We start from the raw sequence: 24,689 nt of genomic DNA, 5'->3' as shown, positions 1-24,689 counted from the left end.
GACCGGAACTTTCTAATGGGTGACCCCTCAGGTTCTCTAGTAGGTTGGGTTGAGTGAAACGAAACCCAACACCACAACTTCATTGCTCACTCTTTATATAAACCACCACACCAGCTTATTTAAACGCGTAGGTCGGATAAGCAAAGCGCCATCCGAAAAGGCTAATTAATTTCTTCCCCGCAGTGATAGCATTTATTTTTTGGCAGGCGATAGCTAGTAGCTGATTGCATTACCTGGTTTTTCTTACAATTTGGGCAAAAGTAATTAATAACATTCATAATCAGCGCGATTGCAAAAATAAAACTGCCAATATAAAACGGGTTTGTATAAAACTGGCTACTCGCTGGTGAAAACATAAAGCCAATAACACATATAATCAATGCGACTAAATACACTCTCAACTTGATTGCCTTACTCAAAATTAAATTCTCCTTTTTTATCTTTTTATCAAATAGATTGGTATTTAGCCACTTAATTTTAAACAGAGAACTCTTATAAAACTACCAGCCCCATTATTTTCAAATGCTTTTAAGAGTGGGTTTGTATTGCTATACATTTATCAAGTACAGCTAATCTGTGATACGGTCTGTAGTTAATTTAATAAAAGGATTTAGATATGGAACTTCTTAGTTCAATACTCGCATTTGTAGTTATAATCATTTGTTTTAGCTGGTACAGCACGGTTAAAAACCTAAAGCAGCAATCTAAAAAAAATATAGATTCATTGAATGACAAGCTTGATGTGTCAAGAGCAGAAATTAAGAACACATCAATTAAAAATAAAGAGTTACTTGATAAATACAGCCCAATTATTCAAGTAGAAAACTATATTAAAGACCTTCTAGAAAAAGCTGAGTTGGAAGCAAAGACTATAAAACAAAATGCAATGGATTTAGCGAATGACATTGAACTAGAAGCTGTTACTACAAGAGAAACCCTGAAAGGGTATAAAGCCGAAGGGAACCAAAAGCTTAAAGAAGCAAAAGAAAAAGCTGAGAAAATTCGCCTTGAGGCTAATCAAGAGGCAGATCGAATTACATCATTTGCAGTTAAGCAAGCTAAAGAAATTGCTGGTGATGCTTACGAGGCTAAAGAAAAAGCAGATATCTATGAACAAGCAATTAAAGCTATGCGAAATACTATCGATGGCTATAAAGACGACTACATAATACCAAATCACTCAGTTTTAGATGATTTAGCTGATGAATTTAGCCATAAAGAGGCTGGAGTCGAGTTAAAATTAATACGTCAAAACATCCGCCAAATGGTTAAAGATGGTTTTGCAGGCGATTGCGATTATGTCGAGCACCATAGAAAAACATACGCAATACATTTTGTAGTTGATGCTTTTAACGGCAAAGTAGATAGTGCATTATCCAAAGTAAAACACGACAATTTTGGGAAGATAAACCAAGAAATTTTAGATGCTTTTGCATTAGTAAATCACAATGGCGTACCGTTTCGTAGTGCGCGGATTAATGAAAAGTATTTAAATGCTCGTTTAACAGAGCTTAAGTGGGCAGTCGCGGTCAGTGAACTTAAAAGAATTGAACGAGAAGAACAAGCTGAAATTCGGGCACAGATACGTGAAGAGGAAAAAGCGCTACGAGATATCGAAAAAGCAAGAAAAGAAGCTGAGAAGGAAGAACGATTAATTCAAAAAGCGCTAAAAAAAGTCAGGGAAGAGCTTTTAGCTGCCAATGATGAACAAAAAGCTGACTATGAAGCCAAGTTGTTTGATTTAGAAAATCAATTAAAAGAAGCTGAGGATAAAGGACAAAGAGCTATTTCTATGGCACAACAAACTAGACGTGGTCATGTTTATGTCATCAGTAACATTGGTAGTTTTGGTGAAGAAGTATTTAAAATAGGTATGACTCGAAGGTTAGAACCAATGGACCGTGTTAAAGAGCTTGGAGATGCATCTGTCCCGTTTTCTTTTGATGTTCATGCAATGATATTTAGTGAGGACGCACCAACTTTGGAAAAAGAACTTCATCGTCGTTTCAACTTATGCTCAGTTAATAAGATTAACTCAAGAAAAGAGTTTTTTAAAACAACGATATCTGAAGTGAAACAAGCTGTAGAAGTGAGTGGTATTTTAGATGTTCATTGGACGCTGAAAGCAGAAGCTGCTGAATATCGAGAAAGCCTATCCATAGAGAAAAGCATGCGACAAAGCGCAATTGCATAATTAAAGCCAATAATTCATATAGTGTTGATTCAAATAACACTATATGAATTAAATACTCCTTCCAACCACCATCACAAAACGTAATCATTAATATCATATTTGATAATTTTTTGTCCTCGCTACAATCATTTATCATGGCTAATTAATTCCTTTAATTACATTTAACGCCTTTGCCGTTAAGGAACATGCCATGAGTAAAAAAGAGCTAAATCGAAGAGATTTTATGAAGTTATCGGCAGCTGGGTTGGGTGCTGCCGCGCTGCCTATGCTGTTTACAAGTTTGAATGCTAATGCCAACCTGCAAGCAGCTGATAAAGGCGAGCTAGCAAATGGCTTAGCTGGTTCGCCAATGCCTTATCCACGAACGTTTTCGCATATTGGTGTGTCAGTGCCAAGCCTAGAAAAAGCCGTTAAGTTTTATACTGAGGTGCTGGGCTGGTATTTAATTATGAAACCCACACAAATAACAGAAGATAAATCACCGATTGGTGAGATGTGTACTGATGTATTTGGTGCTGGGTGGGGCAGTTTTAAAATAGCCCATTTATCAACAGGGGATAGGGTGGGGGTTGAGCTATTTGAATTTAAAAATCAGCAAAACCCAAAGAATAATTTTGAGTATTGGAAAACGGGAATATTTCATTTATGCGTACAAGACCCTGATGTAGAAGGACTCGCAGATAAAATAGTGGCCGCAGGTGGTAAAAAGCGTATGAAAGCGCCGCGCTATTATTACCCAGGAGAAAAACCATACCGCATGATTTACATGGAAGACCCGTTTGGCAATATTTTAGAAATTTATAGCCACAGTTACGAGCTTATATATTCAAGTGGCGCTTATGGTTAATTAACTATGTAACGAGTCACTGTACTTCATTGAATAAACGCTAATAAAAAAGCGTTGCCCTAGAGCAACGCTTTTGTATATTTTTTACAGCTTACAGCTTACAGCTTACAGCTTACAGCTTACAGCTTACTTATTCCGCCGCTAAGTAATCTAAAACCACTTGGTGGTGATCTTTGGTTTTAAACTTATCAAATAAGTGTTTAATTTTACCGTCTTGGCCTACTAAAAAGGTTAAGCGGTGAATACCGTCATACTCTTTACCCATAAATTTTTTGTAGCCCCATACGCCAAATGCTTCAGCAATGGCGTGATCTTCATCGGCGAGTAAATCAAAGTTAAGCTCTTTTTTAGTTTCAAAGTTTTTAAGGCGCTTAATAGGGTCTGGGCTAATACCTACAACGCGGGTGTTAAATTGAGCAAGCTGCGCTTGTTGGTCACGTAAGTTTTCGGCTTGAACCGTACAACCCGGTGTAGAGGCTTTAGGGTAAAAGTACACCAGTACTTGTTGCTCTTTTAACAGCTCACTTAAGGTGACTGTTTCGTCGTTTTGATTTTGTAAGCTAAATTCTGGTGCTGTATCACCGGCTTGTAATGGGCTAATTTTGTTCATGCTGTGCTCCTTAGCGAATACGTTTAAAAATATAATCTACGTTAAGACTGTGCGAAAGGTTTTCAAAGGTCACTTTAAATTGGTCTATATCAACCTCTACTGGGATATTAAACTCAATTTCGCAGCGCATTTTAGTGTCGGTTTCTTCATCGTAGGTGTCTGACTTTAATGAGCAGATACTAATGTGGTGATCGGCAAAAAAACGCGTTACTTTACTCAGTGTACCTGGGGTGTCTATCCCTGTGTATTCAAGGGTATAGCCTGCGCAAAATTCACTTTCGGTGTGGCGAGTGGTGCTGCGCTTCATCATGGTGAGTAGGCCTAGCTCCATGCCTTTAGTAGGCAAGGTGTGCTCTATGCGGCTAATGGCCGACATATCGCCGCTTAGCAGCATGGTAAAGGTAAATTCGCTGCCTAAAATGGCTATTCGGCTATCTATAATGTTGCAATGACAATCACTTACAAGCTGTGTAAGTTCACTTACAATTCCCGGTCTATCTTCGCCAATAGCGGTTAAAACAATTTGATGATTTGAAAATGCAGTCATGAAGTTTAATACCTACGTTTTTTGAAATATAACAACCGAGTTGGTATAGCCCGCTGCGCATACACTACGTTGCACGGCGGCGAAGTTTAACACAAAAAGCGCCCTAAACTACATAGGCACTTAATTAAAGGCGCTTTAAAGCGTTGTGTTCCTTGTTTTTACTGGCACAGGAAAGTACCATAGCTAAAATTTGTCTTTTTGTTGTGATTGATTTTATAACACTTAGGTGTGAACTTTATTGCAATTAGACAGCCAAATAATAAATGTAAAGTTAATGTTGATTTTACACTGAACCAAATTCGGTATTACCCACTCATATACGTGTAAAACAATTAAAGGGTATGCTAAGGAGAAATATCTGTGCAGTATTGGATCCCAAAAGCACTTGCAGTGAGTGTATTGGTAAGTTTATCAGGGTGTAATGTTTTTATTAATGAAGCGCACAACGAACGCAATTATCGTACGCATGAAGGTGTTAAAACCCCGCCATCGTTATCTCAACCAGCGCAAGATCCGGTTTATAAAATGGATGTGGGCCAATACGATAACAACCCTGAGGCAACAAACTATCGTCCACCAGCACAGGTTTTAACTGTTGCTAAAGGTAGCTGGGTAGAAGAGGGCGATAAACAAGCGCGTATTTACTTTGATAAAAACGATGGCATTGTTGATTTAGATGAATTTGTTTGGGACTCAATTAAAGCGGTTATTGCCGAAAATAATGCAACAACCACAAAAGAAGATAAGCTACTTGGTATTATCGAAACTGACTGGTACTCAATAATTAAAGCTGAAGAGAGCTGGTTGTGGGGCGATGAGGTAAGCGAAAACCAAGAGCGTTTTAGATTCACAATTGAAGAAAAATCGCATCAGCGTACTGCTTCGTTACGCGCGGAACTTATTGACTTTAAAGGTGATGATACGTTAACCGATTTACTTAAGCAGCAATTAGAAGTACGCGCGCTTAACCAAGTTGTGGCTGAATTTGATTATCGCTATCGTCAGTTAGAAGTAGAAAACCGCAAGCGCCAAGGTATTATTTCTTTAGAAATGGGCTTTGATAACAAAGGCAATGCTGCACTTGTTACTGAGCAATCATACGATGCAGTATTCGACCGCTTCTCGGGCTTTTTAGAACGCCTATCGTTTACTATTGTTGAGATTAAAACCGATACCGGCTTAATAACTGCCGACTACAACAAGCCAGAAAGCAGTGTATGGGATTCTATTTGGGGCGACGAAGTTGCGCAGCTTCCAATTGAAGAAGGCCAATACCAAATTTTAGTGAGCAAAACTAAAGAAGGCGGTACAAGCTTAACCTGGATGGATGACAAAGGCGAAACACTCGAACCTGGCACCATGAATGGTTTACAACAAGCGTTAGAAGCAGCACTTATTCAGCGCGGCATCAAAATTTAATAATTAATAATAAGTTTTTACTACAAAAAGAGCGCTTTGCTCTTTTTGTAGTTTTTATGGATTAAAAAATATGTCTCAGTTACCTCCTCGCGGGCACTATACGTGGCGCACTTGGTTTACTTTTTTAGTACCGTCGTTAATTGGTGTGTTTTTATTTATGACACCCATTCCTACCGCAGACGGGATGACCATTCCTATTGCGTTAATGGCTAAAGGCGTGCAAGCGTTGATGTCTGGCTCTGCGCAAGCAATTATTACCCTCATTATTTGTATTACTGGCGTTATGTCGGTGATCACCAAAGTATTTAAACCCGCCGCTATTTGCCAATCTCCCCTGTTAAAACATTTATTTGATGTAAGTGTAGTGTGGTTAGTGGTGCGTTTATTTGGTATGGCGTTTGTGCTAATGACCCATTTAGGGTTAGGTAGCGAGGCAATCACCTCTGCAAACACAGGCGCTTTGGTATTAAACGACTTATTACCTGTTTTGTTCTCGGTATTTATACTGGCCGGTTTATTACTGCCTTTACTAATTAACTTTGGGTTATTAGAGCTTGCAGGCACCATGCTAACCAAGGTAATGCGCCCTGTATTTGGCGTACCTGGGCGAAGTGCAGTTGACTGTACTGCGTCGTGGTTAGGTGATGGCAGTGTTGGTATTTTAATGACCGCAAGGCAGTACGACCAAAAGCACTACACGCAGCGCGAAGCCGCTATTATTGGTACTACGTTTTCGGCGGTTTCTATTACCTTTAGCTTGGTGGTTTTAGGTCAAGTGAAATTAGAGCACTTATTTGCCCCATTTTATGCCACCGTATGTTTAGCCGGTGTGGTTGCCGCTATTATTGTGCCGCGCTTACCGCCACTTCGCTTTAAAAAAGATTTGCTTATTGATGGTAGTGAGCCAAATCGCGATGCTGAGGCTATCCCAACGGGTAAAAGCTTAGTAGGGCACTCACTTGATGTAGCATTAGCAAAAGCCAATAACTCGTCGGGCTTTAAAGGTACCTTAAAAGAGGGTGTACATAATGCACTTGATATGGTGTTTGGTGTACTGCCTGTTGTAATGGCCGTAGGAACATTTGCACTTATTATTGCTGAGCACACGCCGGTATTTCAATATTTAGGTATGCCGTTTGTGCCATTTTTAGAGTGGTTACAAGTACCCGAAGCACAGGCCGCGGCACAAACTATTATGGTGGGATTTGCCGATATGTTTATTCCGTCAATTTTAGCTGCGGGCACCATTGAAAGTGATGTAACTCGCTTTATTATTGCCGCAATGAGCGTAACTCAGCTAATTTACATGTCTGAGGTTGGCGCACTTTTACTGGGCAGTAAAATACCGGTAAACATTGTTGAGCTGTTCGTTATATTTATTTTACGTACACTTATTACGCTGCCGGTTATTGCCTTAATGGCGCACTGGTTAGTTGGCTAGTAGTGTATTTTAATTATAAAAAGCCCTGATTTATCAGGGCTTTTTTGTGGCTAGTTATTTCAATTCACCCTAATACTTAACATTCTTAAGTGGCAAATTGATACTAAATCCGAATGAAGATTAAAAACGCCTTGCCACTGAAAGAGTTAAAAAGTTTAAACCTGGGTTAGGCTCTTTAAATCCGGCGTTTGAGTAATGAATAACCCGAAGCGCTACGTTTGTGTGGCCAAAGTCTGCAACTAGGCCAATACGGTCTTCAAATTGGTAGTGAGTACTAATATTTTTGCCCGCAAATTTAGTTTCATCAATAAGCGATACGCCAATACCTGCCTCAATATAAAACGGGGTATTATGAAAACTAAAAGCAGGAAACTGCAGTACGGGCGACATAGCCAAAACAAGATTAGATTGAGAGTTGTCACCATGGCGGTATTCCCACATATTAACGCTGGTTTCAAAATAAAAGCGTGCATCGCCCACTAAGTTTTGTAAGCTAGGGGCATGATATTGATAAGCCAGCTTAACGCCATTCACGTTGCCTTCGCCTTTGAGAACATCTACGGCGTAACCATGGTTAGACTGCGCAAACGCCGTGTTACCCCATACTGAAATAACTAAAAATAGAATAAGTGTGAAAGTTTTATATACCGTTTTCATAACTGCCAAATTGGTGTGTGAGTCGAATGAGTAAATAAATGATAAGGGCGGGCCATTCACATTTTCAATGAGGACAAAATGCCGCTTGTTTATGGGCTGTTAACAGGGAAGGCTTAACTAATTGAAAATAAATAGTTTATTTAATTGGTGCTGTTTTGGCATTAATAAGGTGCATTTTTGTGTCTGTTTTTGTGGCTTAAAATCGCGTAATTTAGCCACATCTTAATCACACACATGGTCACGCTCATGAAACTTTTTAACACTATTTTTATTGCTGCTGCCTTTTTTAGCAGCGCGTTATTTGCGCAAACGGCGCAGTCGCCTCAACATATGCTTGAAGGCGTTGCCGATACGCTTTTTAGCGATATTGCAAAAGTAAATGCACAAGGCGATGCAAGCAAAGCCGATATGGCGCGCATTGTAGAGACGCGTTTAATGCCAAACATAGATATTAAGTTTGTGTCGTTTAAATTGCTTGGTAAGCACATTAAAGGCATTGAGCGCGAGCAAGCTGTACGTTTTATTGATGCTGTAGAGCATTATTTAACAGGTACTTACGCAGGTGCGCTAATGAAGTACACCGGCCAGCAAGTGGTATTTGAACAAGATACCGCTAAAAGCGACTCTGAGTACGCGACGGTTAAAACGCAAATTATTGAGCCAAACGCGCCCGTGATTGATCTGCATTTTAAGCTGCGCCAAGGTAAAGACCAACAGTGGAAAGTATACGACATTGTTGCCGAAGGTATTTCGCTTTTAAGCGCTAAGCAAAAAGAGATCATTCAACGTATTTCTGATGTAGGCTTAGAGCAAGTAATTACCGAACTAAAAAATAAATAGTTCACTTCCTGATTAAGACCCTCTCCAACCACAAAAGCAGCCGCACTAAAGTGTATTGGCTGCTTTTATATTTTCTTAATATTCATCTACTTTAAGCTCGCAGCAAAAAAAAGGTGTGATAGAATATCACCACGTCGATTAAGCGTGGTGTCAGCTAAAAACTGCTATAACTGACGCCTCATCAAGCTACACTGGAGTTGTGCTGTTTTAATGGAAAATGTACTGATTTGGCCAAAGGAATACCCATTACTTATTAAAGGACTTGTAGAACAAAACGGTGCCTTTATTTTAGATGCTTTAGAAGCTTGGCCTGCATGTCGTTCTACTATTGAAGATGACGGTGTATGCACCACTGTGCTACCACCCATTTACTATTTGATATGGTTAACCCCGCTTGAACCCTTTGAAGAGTGTTATTTTCAGCATATTAGTGAATATGACGAAGATGCGCACGCTTACATTGCTGCTGTTAAAAATCATTATTTAGATAACGAATACACCAGCGAATCAATGGCGCTAATGCTGTGCCAGCGCTTAGAAAAATACGCCAGTGTGGCGGCGCAAAACGCACTTGATACGCCGCTTTCGTTGTTTAGCTTATTATTTAGTAAACGCTATTTTTCGTTAATTGAACATGCTCTAAATAGTGGCAGCAAATTAAGTGCACACGATACGCTAGCACTGTGGCAAGAAGTTGATTTTAGAGAGCGTTTAAGTGCTTTTTTACCTGAATCGGTCGCTGACTTAAACGAACTTACAGAGCTTGCCAGTCAAAAAGTAGCAAACGGTAAAGACTATTTTACGTTGTTAACGCAAGTATCGCCTGATGTTGATTCTATTGTATTGCTTGAAAAAGCATTACTTGCTCATTTAAGCCAAAAAAGCGCAAAGCAAACCATGGCGATGCGTTTCATAGAGCAAGGTGCCACTGGTACATTGGCTGATGAAAACAATAAAACAGCGTTTATGTGGGCAGCCGAAAAAGGCTATGTAAATGTGATAGAAACCCTGTTGGCTAAACAGGATCAAAAAGCGCAAGACACCTTAGGCAATACCGCACTGCATTATGCAGTGTTAGCTAAAAACGAAACCCTTATGGTGCTATTACTAAAAGCAGGTTACGACTTTAGAGCACGTAATAACGAGGGCTTAAGCTGTTACCGGTTAGCAGTAAGTATTAAAGCAAGCAATTTAGTTAAATGCCTTGAGCGCGATTTTGGTATAAAAGAGCTTTCGCCAGAAGGGCAGTTTAACCGCATTAAAAAGGTGCACGCCTTACACGCAATTGTCACTATTTTATTGCCATTGCAGCTCTATTTCTTTTTTGATGAAAGCATTGCTATAAAAAGTGAGCTGACTTTAATTTTTACATTGATTGCATCGGTGTGTTTTTTCTTTGCGGCGAGCTTAAAGCGCTGTGCGCTCTATCCACATATAAAGCACCCGTGGGGGTTATTTGTGTTACGTGTTTTTTCGTTGTTAAGCTTAATAGCTCAGCTTGGATTAGCCAGTATAGTTGCACTCGCTGCACTGAGCGAATTAGTGTAGCGGCCGCCATGGCAAACTAAAAGCCTAAAAAACGCGCTTACATTGTTATGTTAAGCGCGTTTTTTGTATGTATAAGCTATTATACCAATCCGCAATAATATCTAATCATTTTGCGGGGCTAAACGTGTCGCTATCTGCGTTAAAAAACTCTCATTTAGAACAACTAAATAGCGAATTTTTTGCCTTGCTATCGACACGTTTTTCCATCCTCAAAATAGATTACTTATGCGGATTGGTATTATTTCAACTTTCAGCTTAAATAATTTATTTTGCGAATTAGCATTATTTATTGTATTCGTTAGCGGCTTTTTCCTCTGCGAGCTCTTCTTTAAGCTTACGTATTTTTAAGCCTTGCTCTTGCCCACGGTGCCTTGCGTAATACGTGCAGCCAATAAACATGGCAGAGGCAAATACAAGCTCTAATAACACCCATATTAGCTCATCAGGTGCAGCCCATAACATGGTTAAGCCGTGTATAAAGTACAACATAACAACAAAATTAGCCCAGGCGTAAGTGTAAGTGTTGTCTTTAATAAAGCCTCTTAAGGGCAACAGTAAAGGGATTATAGGCACAAACAAGGATACAAAACTTGCGTTGCCATTTAGCGGAGGTACAAAGTACATCCACAGAGGAAATAAAAGTAATAAACCCACATAGCCAAAAATAGCGGTGCGCTGAAATTTTACAGTAATTGGCTTTTTAGCAGGGGTGTCAGCGGTATTCATTGAAGTTTTCTCGCAATGTGAGTGAGGCGTTTACCAACGCTTTGGCATATTTTAATTTCGTCTTTACTTAAAGTATTCGTATTACTACTGCCGGCTACATGTGATGCCCCGTAAGGTGTGCCGCCGGTTTGCGTAGCTAATAACTCTGGTACTTCGTAAGGTACCCCTAATAACATCATGCCGTGGTGTAGTAGCGGTAATGATAAATTAAGTAAGGTGGCTTCATTGCCGCCATGCATACTGCTTGACGATGAAAACACACAGGCTGGTTTATCTATTAACTGGCCTTTTAGCCAGAGATCACTGGTGGTTTCCCAAAACGTTTTTGCTTGCGATGCCATCATGCCAAATCGGGTAGGTGTACCAAACGCAAGGCCGTCGCAATTTATTAAATCATCTTTTGTAATTACTATATCGTGCGGATTTTTAGCAACAAAGGTACGCAATACGGCTGTGGCACCCTGTTGCTCTATAGACTCGGCTATTTCGTGCGCCATAGCCTCAACCGAGCCATGGCTTGAGTGATACAGTACAACAATGCGAGTCGTCATTATAGTACGCTTAATACGTTTTCAGGCGGGCGGCCAAGGGCTGCTTTATCCTTGTTTTGTACAATAGGGCGTTCAATAAGTTTAGGGTTGTCTACCATGGCATTTATTAGCGCTGACTCGTTGGTTTCTTCTTTTAGGTTAAGCGCTTTGTATGCATCTTCTTTTGTGCGCATTAGCTGGCGAGCTGAGCTAAAGCCTAATTGTTCTAAAAGTTGGCTTATTTGCTCATGGTTAAGCGGTGTTTTTAAATACTCTACTACGCTTGGTGTTACGTTGTTTTGTTCTAGTAATGCGAGGGTTTCACGCGACTTAGAACAACGTGGATTATGATAAATAGTCACTGACATACAATTAGTTCCAAAATGTAATTTGCCGCTATTTTAGGGCAAGCGCTGGCAGACTTAAAGCCTTGCCAGCTCTTTTTGTAAACGGCGATACTGAGTAAGCAAGGCTTTTAGGCGTTGCTGTTTAACCAGCTCTGTGGGTTCTACGAAGTTAAGCGCTTTTTGGATTTCGTCTGCGGCTTTAATATACGCGCCATATTGCGATAACACATCAGCATTGGCCTCGTGATAAGCAGCAAGCTTGTCTTGTTTTTTATAGGCATCGGCTAATAGCTGTTTACCTAAGTTGTGGTCGGGTTTTTCAAGTAAAAAGCTTTTTAAAATGTTTTCAGCTAATTCAAACTGCTCAGCCTCTAATGCCGCATTTGCATAGTTTAAAGTTATAACTTGGTTGTTAGGGCGATAGTTGTTTAGTTCAGCCAAAAACTTTACCGCTTCGTCGGCTTTTTTTTGCGCTATTAGTAAATCGGTATGGGTATCGATATAAAATAAATTTTTAGGACTTTGTGCTAATAGCGGCTCTAAAATTTCGGCGGCTTCATCTAGTTTATCTTGATCAAGTAAGCTTATGCCCAAGCCGTATTTAAGCGCGGTGTTGTTGTAACTGTTTTCGCGCATTAATTTTTTAAATAACGCTTCGGCATTTTCGGGCTTATTGGCATAACGAGCAAGTACTCGGCTTTTTGCTAAATTAAACTCAAGGCTTGGGTTTAAATGGCGCACAGGGAATTGCTCTGCACGTAGGCGTACGTCAGATACACGGCTCTCTGGCAATGGGTGAGTCAGTAAAAAAGCGGGTGGTTTGTACTTATATCTTATTTGCGCTGAAAGTTTAGTTAAAAATTCACTCGATGCACGGGCGTCAAAACCGGCGTTATTAAGGGTTTGCATACCAATTCTGTCGGCTTCTTGCTCGGCAGCACGGCTGTGAGTTAGTTGGCTAAACGCAGCTTGGGTTTGGTTAGCCGAAATAATAGCAATACCTGCGTCGGGAGCAACAACGGTGGCTAATATACCGGCTATCATGCCTGCAATAGTCAGTGCGCTGTTGTCTTGTTGTTGCTGAATACGACGAGCTAAATGGCGCTGAGTTACGTGCGCTATTTCGTGCCCAAGTACAGAGGCAAATTGGCTTTCGTTATCTGATTGCGCAATAAGCCCAGTATGCACACCAACATGCCCGCCGTAAAAAGCAAAGGCATTAATTTCGTTGTTATTTACCCAAAAAAACGAAAAAGGAAAACGCACGTCGTTAGCATTAGCTACAAGTTTTCTGCCAAGTGTGGTTAAGTATTCGTCTAAAACGGGGTCGTTTACTACCGGTGATGAGCCTCTTATTTGCATCATCATCACTTCGCCAATGGCTTGTTCTTTTTCAAGTGGCAAAACTTGTAGCGCAGACGTGCCTAAATCGGGTAGCGTAAAGTTTGTTTGTGCCTTTAACGGCTCACTAACCAGTAGGCTAAAGGTAAGCGCGGCACTGCATAAAGTGATAAAGGCTGATTTTAGCTGCATTTTATTCCTTGTTAATTTGTTCACCAATGGCAATTTTTGCTATGTCAATTTCATCGCTGCTTGCACGGCTGTCTTTTTCGCACAATTGGTAGAGTTCTTTTATTGTGACTCCATCAAGCTTTACAACGTTCAATTCCTGCTGCAAAAATTTAATAATTTTATGTACTACCTTATGTGCATGTAAAATAATGGCTTTATCGGCCTTGTCGCCGCGCTCAAAATAAAAGCCAATAAACTTATGGAGCTGATTTATGCGGATCAGGTTTTTCATTGAATGCGGATCCCATACTTTAAACTCCATAAAGCGGTTATCTTTAACGTATTGATCAATAATTATGTCTTTAGCATAAGGTTGCGCCCAGAGCTCAAAGCCACGGTCGGTAAATACTTGGTGTAGTGCTATACGCGGCTTATGCTTGGTGTGTATTTCACCAAAATCATCTTCATAGCCATCAAGCAAGTCTAAGTTCCAATTGCGTTTATTGATCAGGCTTTTTACAGCATTATCAAATCCGTGCTCCAATATTCCTTCAGATTCGCTGACCGAAGAAGCAACAAGATGATAAAAAGGCGGGAGCTCTCCCCAGTTTATCTGCTTTTTATACCAATTAATCTCTTTGAGAGTTGGATTACTAGGTAGTTGCGCTTTATTATGCGTGCCAGGCATTAACTTATCCTTACTGCTAATTATGTTATAAGGATAAACCATTGCTGGAATGGTTTTAAGAAAAAGTTACTGCTGTTCACATTTTATAAATAGAATGACCGACAATATGCGACTTATTATTCATTTTACTTAGCGAGTAAAGTAGTTATGTTAGAGTGCGATTTAAAAAAATTTAAATGCCCACAACAGTTTGTACAATTTAAATTAGCGCTTCGTAATGCGCAGTCATCTAATAAGGCAATAACGTTTAGTATAAATAACGACGAAAGCGCAGATGATATTACGCGTTTTTTAAGCAAAAATGCATATACATATAAATTTGATCAACACCTAGGACTATTACTAGTGGAGCCATTGCATGTTTGAATACGTTAAAACATGGTACGAAAGAAAGTTCTCAGATCCTCATTCAGTCACCTTACTTTTTTTACTCATTGCCTCTGTGGCATTACTGTACTTTTTTGGCTCGTTAATTGTTCCTGTGTTAGTGGCATTGGTGATTGCTTATTTACTTGATTGGCCGGTTGTACACTTAGAGCGCTTTGGGTTAAAACGCTTTAGCGCAACAGTAATTGTAATGCTGATATTTACCGGGGTTATGCTTACCCTTATTTTGGTTATTGGCCCAGTGCTTTGGAAGCAAACCAGTAATTTAGTACAAGAAACCCCACACATGGTAGAGCAAGGTAAGTCATTTTTAATGGCCTTACCACAGCAATACCCCAGTTTAATTAATGCCGAGCAGGTCCAAGCTATTGTGGCAAGTGTAGAGGCAAAGGCGCTCGAATTTGGCCAAGTTATTGTCTCGTTTTCACTTACTTCGTTAAAAGATGTTGTGGCATGGCTTATTTATTTGGTGCTTGTACCCTTACTTGTATTTTTTATGCTTAAAGACAAGCTTGAGCTTACAAGCAGTGCCGCTACGCTTATTCCGCAGCAGAGGCGGTTAATTTTGCAAGTGTGGCACGAAATGAACCAGCAAATAATGAATTATATTCGAGGCAAAGTATTCGAAATTTTAATTGTGGGTGGCACCTCGTTTATTGCCTTTACTATACTTGATTTACGTTATGCAGCTTTACTTGGCGTGTTGGTTGGGTTTTCGGTGTTAATTCCATTTGTGGGTGCGGCATTGGTTACCATACCGGTTGCGGCGGTGGCGCTGTTTCAATTTGGTATCGAAACGCAATTTTGGACCGTACTAATAATTTACGGGGTCATTCAGGCGCTAGATGGCAACGTATTAGTGCCCTTGTTGTTTTCTGAGGCCGTTGATTTAAATCCCGTATTTATTATTGTTGCAGTGCTATTTTTTGGTGGCTTATGGGGATTTTGGGGCGTGTTTTTTGCCATTCCGCTCGCATCGCTTGTAAAAGCGCTAATAAATGCCTGGTCATCTACGCATGGAGAAATAACAAAAGAGCGGGCACAGTAATGTACTTTTAGTTTAAAAAAGCATAGTAAACGCACCTAAGTTACTAATTGATTATTACCCAATGAGAACAAACTTATGTACTATTGGGTATAAGATATATTTTTTAGTAATAAAGGTGCTTTTTTAATGTCTGAGTTTTTATTGCACGATGAACAAGCAGCCCAAGTTTATCTTGATGCAAACGCTACAACACCTGTTTTACCCTGTATTGCCGACGTGGTGTCGCACACCATGCAAATTTGTTTTGGTAACCCTTCAAGCCCCCATATTAGCGGTATACAAGCTAAGTATTTATTAGAACAAACAAGGCAAAATGCACGCCATGTTATTGGTGCGCCCGATGGCGATATTCTTTTTACCTCGGGCGCAACAGAAGGCATACAAACAGCCATTGTTTCAACGCTCATTCATGCTAAAAATCATACGATTAAAAACCCTGTATTATTGTACGGGGCAACTGAGCACAAAGCGGTGCCTAATACGTTAAAACATTGGAATAGCGTTTTAGGCATTAACGCCCAATTACTGGCTATTCCTGTTGATAGTAAAGGGATTTTAGATTTAGCGTTTATTAGTGAGCACATAAATAACGCGCTAATGATTTGCACCATGGCGGTTAATAACGAAACCGGTGTTTATCAAGACTTAAATGCTATTGAGTATACTATTCGCAGCCGTAATAAATCAGTGTCTTGGATGGTTGATTGTGTACAAGCCTTAGGTAAACAAGCGCTAGCGCTTAGTAGTACCAGCATAGATTATGCCCCGTTTTCGGGTCATAAACTCTATGCACCAAAAGGTATTGGTTTTTTATACATTAAAAATGGCAGTGCCTATACGCCATTTATTGCGGGGGGCGGGCAAGAAAGCGGCATGCGCTCTGGCACCGAAAACCTACCAGGCATAGCAGGGCTTAATAAACTGTTTAACTTGCTGCTAGATAAAAACGACGACACGTTTAAGTCGGTTGATGTATTAAATAGCTACAGAGCGCAACTGCTTAATGCGCTGCAAAGTACCTTTGGTGATATAACCTTTAATCACGATTTTTCACATTCTGTACCTACCACCCTTAATTTTGCTGTTGATACGCTTACCTCCAAAGAGGTTATTGATTTATTTGACGCAGCAGGCATTAGAGTGAGCGGTGGCTCGGCGTGCAGTACAGGGGCAACACGCAGTTTTGTGCTTGATGCAATGGGGGCAACTAATTGGCAAAGTGAAAACGCCATTAGGCTGTCTTTTGGGCCTGCTGCAACCGAGCAGCAAATTAGCCAAGCATGTAAGCGTATATGCTCCTTAAAGGCGGTATTAGAGGCCAATTGCTTAATTGTTTCTGACAGTGCCTCGCCAAAGCAAGAAGTATGCGCGCTGGGATTAACACAATTTAGGCATAAAGGGGCGTGTAGCTGGCTGTATGTTAGTGACGATGACAGCGCCGTTATTATTGACCCGGTAATAGAGCTTATTCCGCGCTTTGAAAAAATAGTGAGCACACAACAGCTCAACGTAAAAGCAATTTTAGATACCCACCAGCACCAAGACCGTCCAGGCGCAGTGGCTTTGTTAAATGAAGTACTAGGCACACCGCATGCGCTGCAAAATAGCATTGAGCTTGGTACAAAAACGCTAACTATAGAGCCAACCCCAGGGCACAGCAAAGACAGCGTTAGTTATTTCTTAAAAGATCGCACCACAGGGCATATTGATTATTGTTTTTGCGGTGATTTAATTTTACCTGCAGGGCTTGGCAATACCTCGCTTGAAGGGGGCAGTGCAACGCAAATGGCACACTCACTTATTACCCTTGCTGAGCAAATAAGTGCCGATACGGTTATTTGTTCGGGGCATGACTATCAGCAATGCTTTGCCATTAACTGGCGTACTGTACGTGCACAAACGCCTTTGCTTAGCCCATTATTAGATGGAGAAATAAGTACGGCGCAATTTGCACAGCTAAAAGCACAACACGATCAGCTGCATATGCAAACCAGTAACCAATTGTGTGGCTATGTACAGGCGGCGGTGCAAACAGACACTAAGCAGCTAGACTTTACGCAAGCTAAAGCGTTACTAACGCAAAAAAATGTGTATTTAATTGATACCCGTGAGCCGTATGAACATGGCGCAATTAATGTGGCGGAGCTTTTTGCCGCGCCTTTAGCTAATACGCTTAATATTTCACTTAGCCGTATGGCTAACGCCATAGTACAAAATCAATTAAACCCGCAGCACACCTATATATTACTGTGTAGAAGCGGCAATCGTTCTAAAATTGCAGCGGCAAATTTACAGCAATTAGGCTTTGCGAATATTTATAACGTAGCGGGTGGCTTGGCGTTGGTGAGCTAATTATGGGCCTAGTTTTGAGGATGTTTTAACCACCTATAAAGCTAGGCGAGTGCATACGATGCATTTTATGCTTTGGGCCTGTAATGTTTCGAAGTTTAATTTGCTGCAGTGTGTTTGGTATTTTTACATGGATGTAAGCCAGTAGCGTAACGCAGGAGCAGTTACTGAGCCCACTAGGGAACAAACCTCGCGCCAGGATAAAATTGTTTCTAGTTTGTACAAATTTTAATCCTAAAAGGTCAGTAGGCCTTAATTCATGAATATTTAATAAATGTTGTTTAAACTATTAAATGCTTAAAATTTGTGGGTAATTAATTCATAAAATTTTTATGATACCGGTGTCAAAAGTAAAAAATTGCGTTATTATCTGCATCATAAATTATAAAAACAGCATTTTTATTGCTTTTTTCGTTATACTAAGCGCTTGCTTTTTTACTAGCACTACGCGCAATTAGCGAAGTCTTTTTACCTAAAACTGTTTTTAAATCATTAATTTAAATATTTTAGAGGATATTTACATGTCTAATCGTTCGCAATTAGCAAGTTGGCAAGCACTACAAAATAGTGCCGCGCAGATGAAACAAACCCATCTAAAAACGTTATTTGCACAAGATGATACACGATTTGATGCATTCTCTACTCAAATTCCGGGTGTGTTGTTTGATTATTCAAAGCAGCGTATTGATAAAACTATTTTTGCACAACTCATCGAGCTTGCTAAAGAGTGTGACATTACCTCTTGGCGCGACAAGATGTTTAGCGGTGAAAAAATCAATATTACAGAAGAGCGTGCTGTTCTTCATACTGCTTTACGTAATCGTGCCCATACGCCTTTAGTTGTTGACGGCGAAGACGTAACGCAAGCGGTTGATAACGAATTAGCAAAAATTAAAACCTTTGTAGAAAAAGTACGCAGTGGGCAATGGGTAGGCTACACAGGTAAAGCAGTAAAAGATGTGGTAAGCATTGGTGTAGGTGGTTCAAACCTAGGTCCGCAAATGGCAACCGAAGCGCTAAAAGCACTTGCTGATGACACTTTAAATGTTCATTACGTATCTAATGCTGACGGTGTTCAAATTGCCTCTGTGTTAAAAGCAATTGACCCAGAAACAACCTTGTTTGTTATTTCATCGAAAACATTTACCACATCAGAAACCATGACCAACGCCAAAACGGCCGTTGATTGGTTTTTACAAACAGCAAAAGATGACAGCGCCATCGCTAAGCATTTTGTTGCTGTTAGCACAAACTTAGAAAAAACCGCAGCCTTTGGTATTAGCGATGAAAACGTATTCACTATGTGGGATTGGGTAGGGGGTCGCTTTTCACTTTGGAGTGCGATAGGCTTACCTATTGCGTTATACCTAGGTTATGACGCGTTTGAAGCTATTTTAGAAGGCGCATTTGAAGTAGATGAGCATTTTAAAGCAGCCCCATTTGAGCAAAATATTCCGCTTATAATGGCACTACTTAGTGTATGGAATACCAGCTTTTTAGGCTTTACGTCGCAAGCTATTTTACCGTACGACCAAGCGCTTCATATGTTACCTGCGTATTTACAACAAGGTGAGATGGAAAGTAACGGTAAACACGTAAACTTTGCTGGCGAAACCGTACCTTATACAACGGTTCCTATTATTTGGGGTATGACCGGTATTAACGGCCAACATGCGTTTTATCAGTGTTTACACCAAGGTAATGTAATTGTACCTGCTGATTTTATTGCCTCAGTTAAGCCGCAGGTAGCCGTAGATAAGCATCACGATATTTTATTATCTAACTTTTTAGCGCAAACAGAAGCAATGATGAGCGGTGTAGATGCACAGCAAGTCACAGAAGATTTAGCCGCTAAAGGTAAAACACAAGCGCAAATTGATGAGTTACTAAATCATAAAATTCATCAGGGGAATCGCCCTACAACATCTATACTGCTAGATACAGTTGATGCAAAAACAGTAGGACGCTTAATTGCGCTGTACGAACATAAAATTTTCTGCCAAGGCATAATTTTAGAAATTTGCTCATTTGATCAATGGGGTGTAGAGCTTGGTAAAGGCCTTGCCTCTAAAATTGAAAGCGAACTAACCGATGACAGCGTAAAACACGCCCACGATAGTTCAACAAATGGCTTAATCGCGTACTACAAGCAACACCGTACGCAGTAATATATTCGCTTATGTAAATAAGCAAACCGAGTACCTTTGAACGGGTAGCGCTGGAGTTCTTAGGGCCTGTATTTTTGTGAGAGGATTTACAGGACTCCTAAGACTCATTTAATTGTGCGAACAGTCAAATAATAAATAAAACGCCATAGCGTAAAACATTCAATAGGCTTTTATTAACACTAAGAGCCACTGTCATTCAAGCACTAAACCTGCATACCAAGCGGCTTATGGAAGTCGCTTTTAGGTATTACAAACGTAGAGAGTAACTATGCTTAATCCTTTTGATATTATAATTTTTGGGGGCGGTGGTGATCTTGCGTTACGCAAATTGCTACCTGCAATGTACAGAGCATATCAAGAAGGCAACTTACCAGAAGGCTCGCGTATTCTGCCTACAGTGCGTGAAGAAAGTAAGCGTGCTGACTACATAGAAACAGCACACAACGCACTGAAAGAATTTTTAAGTAAAGGCGAATTTAACGCTAAAGATTGGAAAGCATTTTCTACTTACTTAGTGCCTGTAGTAAGCAACGTAACCGAAGCTGACGACAACTGGGATGTACTTAAAGGCATTTTAGATGAGCACGACAGCAATAAATCTCGCGTATTTTATTTATCACTTCCGCCTGCTGTTTACGGCACATGTTGTGAAATTTTATCAACGAAAGGTTTAATCACACCCACTTCACGTGTGGTTGTTGAAAAGCCAATTGGTTACTGCGGCGAATCAGCAGAGGCTATCAATGGTAAAATTGCAGAGTTTTTTGACGAAGAGCAAATTTTCCGTATTGACCACTACTTAGGTAAAGAGACAGTACAAAACCTAATGGCACTGCGTTTTTCAAACTCACTGTTTGAAAACATGTGGGATGCTAAATCTATTGATAATATTCAAATTAGTTTATCTGAAACGGTAGGTCTTGAAAGCCGTGCTGGTTTTTACGATAAAGCCGGTGCACTGCGCGACATGGTGCAAAACCACCTATTACAGTTATTGTGCTTAGTGGCAATGGAATCACCAAATAAACTAAACGCAAATAGCATCCGTACTGAAAAACTTAAAGTATTAGAAGCACTTCGTCCGTTACTTGAAGGTGACGTAGATGAAAATATCGTTCGCGGTCAATACGTACCAGGGGATTTAAACGGTAAAATTGTACCAGGTTACTTAGAAGAGCTTAACGAAGGTTCAAGTAAAACAGAAACCTTTGTGGCTATTCGTGCACACATTGATAACTGGCGCTGGGCGGGGGTACCTTTTTACCTTCGTACTGGTAAGCGTATGGCTAAACGTTGTGCAGAAATTGTGGTTGAGTACAAAAAAGTATCGCACAATATTTATGAAGAAAACGTGGGTAATATTGAGCCAAACCGCCTTGTTATTCGTTTGCAGCCGGAAGAGACGATTCAATTAACGCTTATGTCTAAGCGCCTTGATAATCTTGAAATGCAATTAGAGCCGGTAACGATGAATATTGAGCTTTCTCAAGCATACAGCAACGGTTTCCATTCTGATGCGTACAAACGCTTAATGCTTGATGCTGCAGCTAATAACCCATCGTTATTTATACACCGTGACGAAGTTCGTCAAGCGTGGAAATGGATAGATCCAATTATTGAGCGCTGGCAAACCAAAGGCAAACCTGCACTTTATCGTGCTGGTAGCTGGGGACCGGATGATGCTGATGAATTATTAGCTGAAAACAACCACGTGTGGTTTAACACAGGCGATAAGGCGTAAGGTATGGCAACACTTGTTGAAAAATTTTTTGACTCAAAAGATGAGTTAACCGCTGAGCTATCACACACGCTTGAGCAATCTTTACGTGATGGCATAAAAAGTGATGGCCGTGCTGTGCTAATGGTATCGGGCGGTTCGTCTCCGGCGCCAGCGTACAAGCACTTATCAACGCTTGATTTAGATTGGCAAAATATTGATGTAGCCATGGTTGATGAGCGCTGGGTTGAGCCAAGCCACGAAAAAAGTAACGAAGCGTTTATAAAAAGCACCTTGTTACAAAATTACGGCAGTGCCGCTAATTTTATTACCATGAAAAACGATGCAGCAACGGCCGAGCAAGGTACACAAGTATGTGAAGCCGCTTATGGCGCTTTAAAAGCACCGTATGATGTAACAATTTTAGGCATGGGTCCAGATGGCCATACAGCGTCATTGTTCCCACATGCAGAGGGCCTTGAGCATGGTTTAACAACACAGCAAACTGTATGCGCTATTAATGCAATAGAAAGTGACGTGACAGGCAGCATTACAGAGCGCATGACACTGACTTTAAATGCAATAGCAAACTCTAAAGTGGTTAAACTTCTGATCAGTGGTGAAGAAAAGCTAGCGGTTTACAAGCAAGCTAATGCGGGTGGCGATGTAAACGATATGCCACTTCGCGCTGTGCTAAACCACCCAAGCATAAATATTGAAGTGTATTGGGCGCCTTAATTTAGCCGCTCATTTACAGTTTAAAAAGGCAGCTTAATTAAGCTGCCTTTTTATTTGGCTAAATAACATGCTAAACCCATTTAAAAAATACCGTCAAACTGTTAACCAATGTTAATAGTTTTTATGGTACTGTATTAAAATTACCCGTTATTTGTACTGTTTTTGAGCGTATTAGTTGCGTTTTTATTGTCTGTTTTTTAGCAACGCCCAGATTTAGTTAAACTTTATTTTTTCATGACGGTTGTCATAAAACTTTCCCTTCCTTTTTTCGTTCAAAAGCATTAGCCTAAAGGCATTAACAATGAAACATATATATTAAAAATAAACGGAGCAGTAACATGGCGGAGCAACAAGTACAGCCTTTACACAACGAAAAGCATGCCAACACTAAAATTCAAAACGGCATCAACGTTGAATTTATGAAAACTCAACATTTAGTGCCAGTAGTTGCACATGAGTTTGCACGCGTAGCAAATGAATTCCCAATGTCTTTTGTTAAAAACAACGAAAGCGGTACTTTCCAAGCAGTTGCAATGTTTGGCCTAGAGCCAGGCGAAAACCTGTTTGTAGAAGATGGTAAATGGACAGCAGCTTTTGCGCCTATGGCATCAACGCGTTACCCATTAGGTCTAGTAAAGCACCCTGAGCAAGATCAGTACGGTATTGTGATTGACGAAGCAAGCTCGCTTGTAGGTGAAGAAGAAGGCAACGCATTATTTGAAAACGGTGAAGAAACTGACTACTTAAAGCGTCGTAAAGAGTCTTTAGTGTCTTTCATTGAGTTTTCTCAAGTAACAGAAGCATTCACTAAATACTTAGCTGATAAAGAGCTACTAGTAGCGCAAACGCTAACAGTAGACATTAAAGGTGAGAAAAAAGACATCAACGGTATTTACCTTATTGATGAGAAAAAACTTAACTCGCTTAGCGATGAAGAATTTTTAGAGCTTCGTAAGCGCGGTTACTTAGCACCTATTTATTCGTTCTTAACATCTACTCACCAAGTAGCACGTTTAGCACGTTTAAAAGCTAAGCAAGACGCGTAATTATATACACGTTTAGTAAAAAGCGCCTGATGGCGCTTTTTTTGTGCCATTAAACTTACTCTATGCCAATTGGGTTAAAAAGTAGGGGTGATGAAGGGAAATAACGCCCTCGTATTTCGCTTTGTTATTAGGCTGTTTATTGGCTGCTTAAATAAAGCGCTAACTTAATGCCGTTGATATTAGTTGAAAAAATACGCGTAACCATTCAAAGTAAATTCAATACTAAATTTAAAAAAGAGCGCACTATGAAAAAAACATTCTTATTGTCAGTTTTAGCCAGCGGCTGCTTAACATTAAGCACGCAAGCATTAAGTGAACAAGCCCCGTTTGCTATAGCGATTCATGGTGGAGCAGGCACAATTGAAAAAGCAAAATTTACCCCAGAGCAAGAAAAAGCCTACCGAGCAAAACTAGCCGAAGCTGTTGAAGCAGGTTACAGCGTACTTGAAAAGGGCGGCGAAAGTTTAGATGCAATCACCACTGCTATTGAAGTATTAGAGCAGTCGCCTTACTTTAATGCTGGGCGCGGTGCAGTGTACACCTATGATGGCAGCCATGAGCTTGATGCCTCAATAATGGATGGGCGAAACCGTCAAGCGGGTGCGGTCGCTGGCGTAAAGCACATAGAAAGCCCAATTCAATTAGCCCGCTTAGTAATGGATAACTCAGTACACGTAATGCTTAGTGGTCAAGGCGCTGAAGAATTTGCAAAAGAGCAGGGCGTTGCGCTGATAGAAAATAATATATTTGATACTAAGCACCGTTATGAAGCACTTTTAAAAGCAAAGCAAAAATTAGAAAAAGAAAAAGCAACCAGCAAAAACTACCAAGCTGCGCATAAGGCCCTGCCAACAAATTATAAAATGGGCACCGTAGGCGCAGTGGCACTTGATAAAAACGGCAATTTAGCCGCAGGTACATCTACAGGTGGCATGACCGCAAAACGTTTTGGCCGCATTGGCGATTCCCCTGTTATTGGGGCGGGTACATTTGCTGAAAACGATTCGTGTGCAGTATCGGCCACCGGTCACGGCGAGTATTTTATTCGTTACAGTGTTGCCAGTGATATTTGTGCACGCGTTAAATATCAAAATAAAACCATTGAACAAGCTGGGGATGAGGTTATTAACCAGGTGCTTGCGCCTATAGGTGGTACAGGTGGGGTTATTATTGTGGATGCTAAAGGTCATATTAGTATGCCATTTAATACCACGGGCATGTACCGAGCGAGCAAATCGAACACGCAAGCAACCTTTGTGGGAATTTTTAAAAACCAATAGCGTGATATATAAGCCTTATAGGGATTGTAGGATTAACGCTGCGCGTTTAT

At 40.4% G+C, this 24,689-nt stretch carries 22 protein-coding genes and 1 pseudogene; 15 read left to right on the top strand and 8 right to left on the bottom strand.

Going from position 1 to position 24,689, the window contains the following annotated elements; all coding sequences use genetic code 11:
• Nucleotides 1-616 precede the first annotated feature (616 nt).
• The 3 genes and pseudogenes from B4F91_RS10715 (at nucleotide 617) to B4F91_RS10705 (ending at nucleotide 3,041) form a co-directional block, all read left to right on the top strand.
• A complete protein-coding gene (locus B4F91_RS10715; RefSeq protein WP_286937530.1) occupies nucleotides 617-2,194 on the top strand; it encodes a DUF4041 domain-containing protein in 1,578 nt (525 codons plus the stop codon).
• A gap of 190 nt (nucleotides 2,195-2,384) precedes the next feature.
• A pseudogene (locus B4F91_RS10710) lies at nucleotides 2,385-2,465 on the top strand (twin-arginine translocation signal domain-containing protein); the annotation flags it as partial.
• A 78-nt stretch (nucleotides 2,466-2,543) separates the two neighbouring features.
• Entirely contained in the window at nucleotides 2,544-3,041 is a 498-nt protein-coding gene (locus B4F91_RS10705) for a lactoylglutathione lyase family protein (protein WP_039972524.1), read from the top strand.
• A gap of 130 nt (nucleotides 3,042-3,171) precedes the next feature.
• Here the strand turns inward: B4F91_RS10705 and bcp are convergent, their stop codons facing one another.
• Together bcp and B4F91_RS10695 are read right to left on the bottom strand one after the other, a co-directional pair.
• The gene (gene bcp, locus B4F91_RS10700) at nucleotides 3,172-3,651 is read right to left on the bottom strand and encodes a thioredoxin-dependent thiol peroxidase (protein ID WP_029774548.1); all 480 of its coding nucleotides are present in this window, start codon (nucleotides 3,649-3,651) and stop codon (nucleotides 3,172-3,174) included.
• Nucleotides 3,652-3,661: 10 nt separating this feature from the next.
• Nucleotides 3,662-4,198, bottom strand: coding sequence for a glycine cleavage system protein R (locus B4F91_RS10695; RefSeq protein ID WP_029774547.1), 537 nt, complete (start codon nucleotides 4,196-4,198; stop codon nucleotides 3,662-3,664).
• Nucleotides 4,199-4,558: 360 nt separating this feature from the next.
• Here B4F91_RS10695 and bamC point away from each other — a divergent pair, with 360 nt between their 5' ends.
• Together bamC and B4F91_RS10685 are read left to right on the top strand one after the other, a co-directional pair.
• Nucleotides 4,559-5,617, top strand: a complete 1,059-nt coding sequence (gene bamC, locus B4F91_RS10690) for an outer membrane protein assembly factor BamC (protein WP_029772477.1) — start codon at nucleotides 4,559-4,561, stop codon at nucleotides 5,615-5,617.
• A gap of 70 nt (nucleotides 5,618-5,687) precedes the next feature.
• A complete protein-coding gene (locus B4F91_RS10685; protein WP_029772478.1) occupies nucleotides 5,688-7,058 on the top strand; it encodes a YjiH family protein in 1,371 nt (456 codons plus the stop codon).
• 120 nt (nucleotides 7,059-7,178) lie between these two features.
• Here the strand turns inward: B4F91_RS10685 and B4F91_RS10680 are convergent, their stop codons facing one another.
• The gene (locus B4F91_RS10680; RefSeq protein ID WP_029772479.1) at nucleotides 7,179-7,715 is read right to left on the bottom strand and encodes an acyloxyacyl hydrolase; all 537 of its coding nucleotides are present in this window, start codon (nucleotides 7,713-7,715) and stop codon (nucleotides 7,179-7,181) included.
• Between the two features lie 246 nt (nucleotides 7,716-7,961).
• Between B4F91_RS10680 and B4F91_RS10675 the strand changes: the two genes are divergently transcribed.
• A complete protein-coding gene (locus tag B4F91_RS10675) occupies nucleotides 7,962-8,555 on the top strand; it encodes an MlaC/ttg2D family ABC transporter substrate-binding protein (protein WP_004589167.1) in 594 nt (197 codons plus the stop codon).
• A 210-nt stretch (nucleotides 8,556-8,765) separates the two neighbouring features.
• A complete protein-coding gene (locus B4F91_RS10670; protein WP_004589168.1) occupies nucleotides 8,766-10,103 on the top strand; it encodes an ankyrin repeat domain-containing protein in 1,338 nt (445 codons plus the stop codon).
• A gap of 282 nt (nucleotides 10,104-10,385) precedes the next feature.
• Here the strand turns inward: B4F91_RS10670 and B4F91_RS10665 are convergent, their stop codons facing one another.
• The 5 genes from B4F91_RS10665 to B4F91_RS10645 are packed head-to-tail and all read right to left on the bottom strand — an operon-like array spanning nucleotide 10,386 to nucleotide 13,906.
• Entirely contained in the window at nucleotides 10,386-10,829 is a 444-nt protein-coding gene (locus tag B4F91_RS10665) for a DUF2069 domain-containing protein (RefSeq protein ID WP_004589169.1), read from the bottom strand.
• Nucleotides 10,826-11,380, bottom strand: a complete 555-nt coding sequence (gene wrbA / locus B4F91_RS10660; RefSeq protein ID WP_286937528.1) for an NAD(P)H:quinone oxidoreductase — start codon at nucleotides 11,378-11,380, stop codon at nucleotides 10,826-10,828. Before wrbA ends, B4F91_RS10665 begins: the two co-directional genes overlap by 4 nt.
• Nucleotides 11,380-11,727: an arsenate reductase (glutaredoxin) gene (arsC, locus tag B4F91_RS10655; protein WP_286937527.1), complete on the bottom strand. Its 348-nt coding sequence runs from the start codon at nucleotides 11,725-11,727 to the stop codon at nucleotides 11,380-11,382. Before arsC ends, wrbA begins: the two co-directional genes overlap by 1 nt.
• Before the next feature lie 54 nt (nucleotides 11,728-11,781).
• Nucleotides 11,782-13,239 (bottom strand): M48 family metalloprotease, encoded by a 1,458-nt coding sequence (locus B4F91_RS10650; RefSeq protein ID WP_024034211.1) that lies wholly within the window; start codon nucleotides 13,237-13,239, stop codon nucleotides 11,782-11,784.
• A 1-nt stretch (nucleotide 13,240) separates the two neighbouring features.
• Complete coding sequence (locus tag B4F91_RS10645) at nucleotides 13,241-13,906, bottom strand: hypothetical protein (RefSeq protein ID WP_004589173.1); 666 nt, start codon at nucleotides 13,904-13,906, stop codon at nucleotides 13,241-13,243.
• Nucleotides 13,907-14,053: 147 nt separating this feature from the next.
• Here B4F91_RS10645 and B4F91_RS10640 point away from each other — a divergent pair, with 147 nt between their 5' ends.
• The 8 genes from B4F91_RS10640 to B4F91_RS10605 all read left to right on the top strand — a co-directional run bounded on the left by B4F91_RS10640 (nucleotide 14,054) and on the right by B4F91_RS10605 (nucleotide 24,639).
• Nucleotides 14,054-14,272 carry a hypothetical protein gene (locus B4F91_RS10640; protein ID WP_004589174.1) on the top strand — a complete coding sequence of 73 codons (219 nt, stop codon included), beginning with the start codon at nucleotides 14,054-14,056 and terminating at the stop codon, nucleotides 14,270-14,272.
• Nucleotides 14,265-15,341 (top strand): AI-2E family transporter, encoded by a 1,077-nt coding sequence (locus B4F91_RS10635; protein WP_286937525.1) that lies wholly within the window; start codon nucleotides 14,265-14,267, stop codon nucleotides 15,339-15,341. The genes B4F91_RS10640 and B4F91_RS10635 overlap by 8 nt, the downstream gene beginning before the upstream one ends.
• A gap of 126 nt (nucleotides 15,342-15,467) precedes the next feature.
• The gene (locus B4F91_RS10630) at nucleotides 15,468-17,693 is read left to right on the top strand and encodes an aminotransferase class V-fold PLP-dependent enzyme (protein WP_286937524.1); all 2,226 of its coding nucleotides are present in this window, start codon (nucleotides 15,468-15,470) and stop codon (nucleotides 17,691-17,693) included.
• Nucleotides 17,694-18,211: 518 nt separating this feature from the next.
• Nucleotides 18,212-19,858 (top strand): glucose-6-phosphate isomerase, encoded by a 1,647-nt coding sequence (gene pgi, locus B4F91_RS10625; RefSeq protein ID WP_248444049.1) that lies wholly within the window; start codon nucleotides 18,212-18,214, stop codon nucleotides 19,856-19,858.
• Between the two features lie 268 nt (nucleotides 19,859-20,126).
• Nucleotides 20,127-21,599, top strand: coding sequence for a glucose-6-phosphate dehydrogenase (gene zwf / locus B4F91_RS10620; protein WP_004589178.1), 1,473 nt, complete (start codon nucleotides 20,127-20,129; stop codon nucleotides 21,597-21,599).
• A gap of 3 nt (nucleotides 21,600-21,602) precedes the next feature.
• Nucleotides 21,603-22,313 (top strand): 6-phosphogluconolactonase, encoded by a 711-nt coding sequence (gene pgl, locus B4F91_RS10615; protein ID WP_286937523.1) that lies wholly within the window; start codon nucleotides 21,603-21,605, stop codon nucleotides 22,311-22,313.
• 338 nt (nucleotides 22,314-22,651) lie between these two features.
• Nucleotides 22,652-23,359, top strand: a complete 708-nt coding sequence (locus B4F91_RS10610; RefSeq protein ID WP_004589180.1) for a SapC family protein — start codon at nucleotides 22,652-22,654, stop codon at nucleotides 23,357-23,359.
• A gap of 245 nt (nucleotides 23,360-23,604) precedes the next feature.
• On the top strand, nucleotides 23,605-24,639 hold the full coding sequence (locus B4F91_RS10605; RefSeq protein WP_286937522.1) for an isoaspartyl peptidase/L-asparaginase family protein: 1,035 nt from the start codon (nucleotides 23,605-23,607) through the stop codon (nucleotides 24,637-24,639).
• The last annotated feature ends 50 nt before the right edge of the window (nucleotides 24,640-24,689 follow it).

Origin of the sequence: Pseudoalteromonas sp. UBA6610 (assembly GCF_002433295.1) — a bacterium.
Taxonomy (GTDB): domain Bacteria; phylum Pseudomonadota; class Gammaproteobacteria; order Enterobacterales; family Alteromonadaceae; genus Pseudoalteromonas; species Pseudoalteromonas atlantica.
The sequence above is the reverse complement of the archived record's forward strand: the minus strand, read 5'-3'. Positions and strand labels throughout refer to the sequence as shown.

What these genes read in the sequence shown, in the direction of transcription:
- B4F91_RS10645 (WP_004589173.1), bottom strand. Translation starts at nt 13,906, where the DNA reads ATGCCTGGCACGCATAATAAAGCGCAACTACCTAGTAATCCAACTCTC.
- arsC (WP_286937527.1), bottom strand. Translation starts at nt 11,727, where the DNA reads ATGTCAGTGACTATTTATCATAATCCACGTTGTTCTAAGTCGCGTGAA.
- B4F91_RS10705 (WP_039972524.1), top strand. Translation starts at nt 2,544, where the DNA reads ATGCCTTATCCACGAACGTTTTCGCATATTGGTGTGTCAGTGCCAAGC.
- pgi (WP_248444049.1), top strand. Translation starts at nt 18,212, where the DNA reads ATGTCTAATCGTTCGCAATTAGCAAGTTGGCAAGCACTACAAAATAGT.
- B4F91_RS10685 (WP_029772478.1), top strand. Translation starts at nt 5,688, where the DNA reads ATGTCTCAGTTACCTCCTCGCGGGCACTATACGTGGCGCACTTGGTTT.
- B4F91_RS10610 (WP_004589180.1), top strand. Translation starts at nt 22,652, where the DNA reads ATGGCGGAGCAACAAGTACAGCCTTTACACAACGAAAAGCATGCCAAC.
- B4F91_RS10715 (WP_286937530.1), top strand. Translation starts at nt 617, where the DNA reads ATGGAACTTCTTAGTTCAATACTCGCATTTGTAGTTATAATCATTTGT.
- B4F91_RS10630 (WP_286937524.1), top strand. Translation starts at nt 15,468, where the DNA reads ATGTCTGAGTTTTTATTGCACGATGAACAAGCAGCCCAAGTTTATCTT.
- B4F91_RS10640 (WP_004589174.1), top strand. Translation starts at nt 14,054, where the DNA reads ATGTTAGAGTGCGATTTAAAAAAATTTAAATGCCCACAACAGTTTGTA.
- B4F91_RS10675 (WP_004589167.1), top strand. Translation starts at nt 7,962, where the DNA reads ATGAAACTTTTTAACACTATTTTTATTGCTGCTGCCTTTTTTAGCAGC.
- wrbA (WP_286937528.1), bottom strand. Translation starts at nt 11,380, where the DNA reads ATGACGACTCGCATTGTTGTACTGTATCACTCAAGCCATGGCTCGGTT.
- B4F91_RS10650 (WP_024034211.1), bottom strand. Translation starts at nt 13,239, where the DNA reads ATGCAGCTAAAATCAGCCTTTATCACTTTATGCAGTGCCGCGCTTACC.
- pgl (WP_286937523.1), top strand. Translation starts at nt 21,603, where the DNA reads ATGGCAACACTTGTTGAAAAATTTTTTGACTCAAAAGATGAGTTAACC.
- B4F91_RS10635 (WP_286937525.1), top strand. Translation starts at nt 14,265, where the DNA reads ATGTTTGAATACGTTAAAACATGGTACGAAAGAAAGTTCTCAGATCCT.
- bcp (WP_029774548.1), bottom strand. Translation starts at nt 3,651, where the DNA reads ATGAACAAAATTAGCCCATTACAAGCCGGTGATACAGCACCAGAATTT.
- B4F91_RS10695 (WP_029774547.1), bottom strand. Translation starts at nt 4,198, where the DNA reads ATGACTGCATTTTCAAATCATCAAATTGTTTTAACCGCTATTGGCGAA.
- B4F91_RS10680 (WP_029772479.1), bottom strand. Translation starts at nt 7,715, where the DNA reads ATGAAAACGGTATATAAAACTTTCACACTTATTCTATTTTTAGTTATT.
- B4F91_RS10665 (WP_004589169.1), bottom strand. Translation starts at nt 10,829, where the DNA reads ATGAATACCGCTGACACCCCTGCTAAAAAGCCAATTACTGTAAAATTT.
- B4F91_RS10670 (WP_004589168.1), top strand. Translation starts at nt 8,766, where the DNA reads ATGGAAAATGTACTGATTTGGCCAAAGGAATACCCATTACTTATTAAA.
- zwf (WP_004589178.1), top strand. Translation starts at nt 20,127, where the DNA reads ATGCTTAATCCTTTTGATATTATAATTTTTGGGGGCGGTGGTGATCTT.
- B4F91_RS10605 (WP_286937522.1), top strand. Translation starts at nt 23,605, where the DNA reads ATGAAAAAAACATTCTTATTGTCAGTTTTAGCCAGCGGCTGCTTAACA.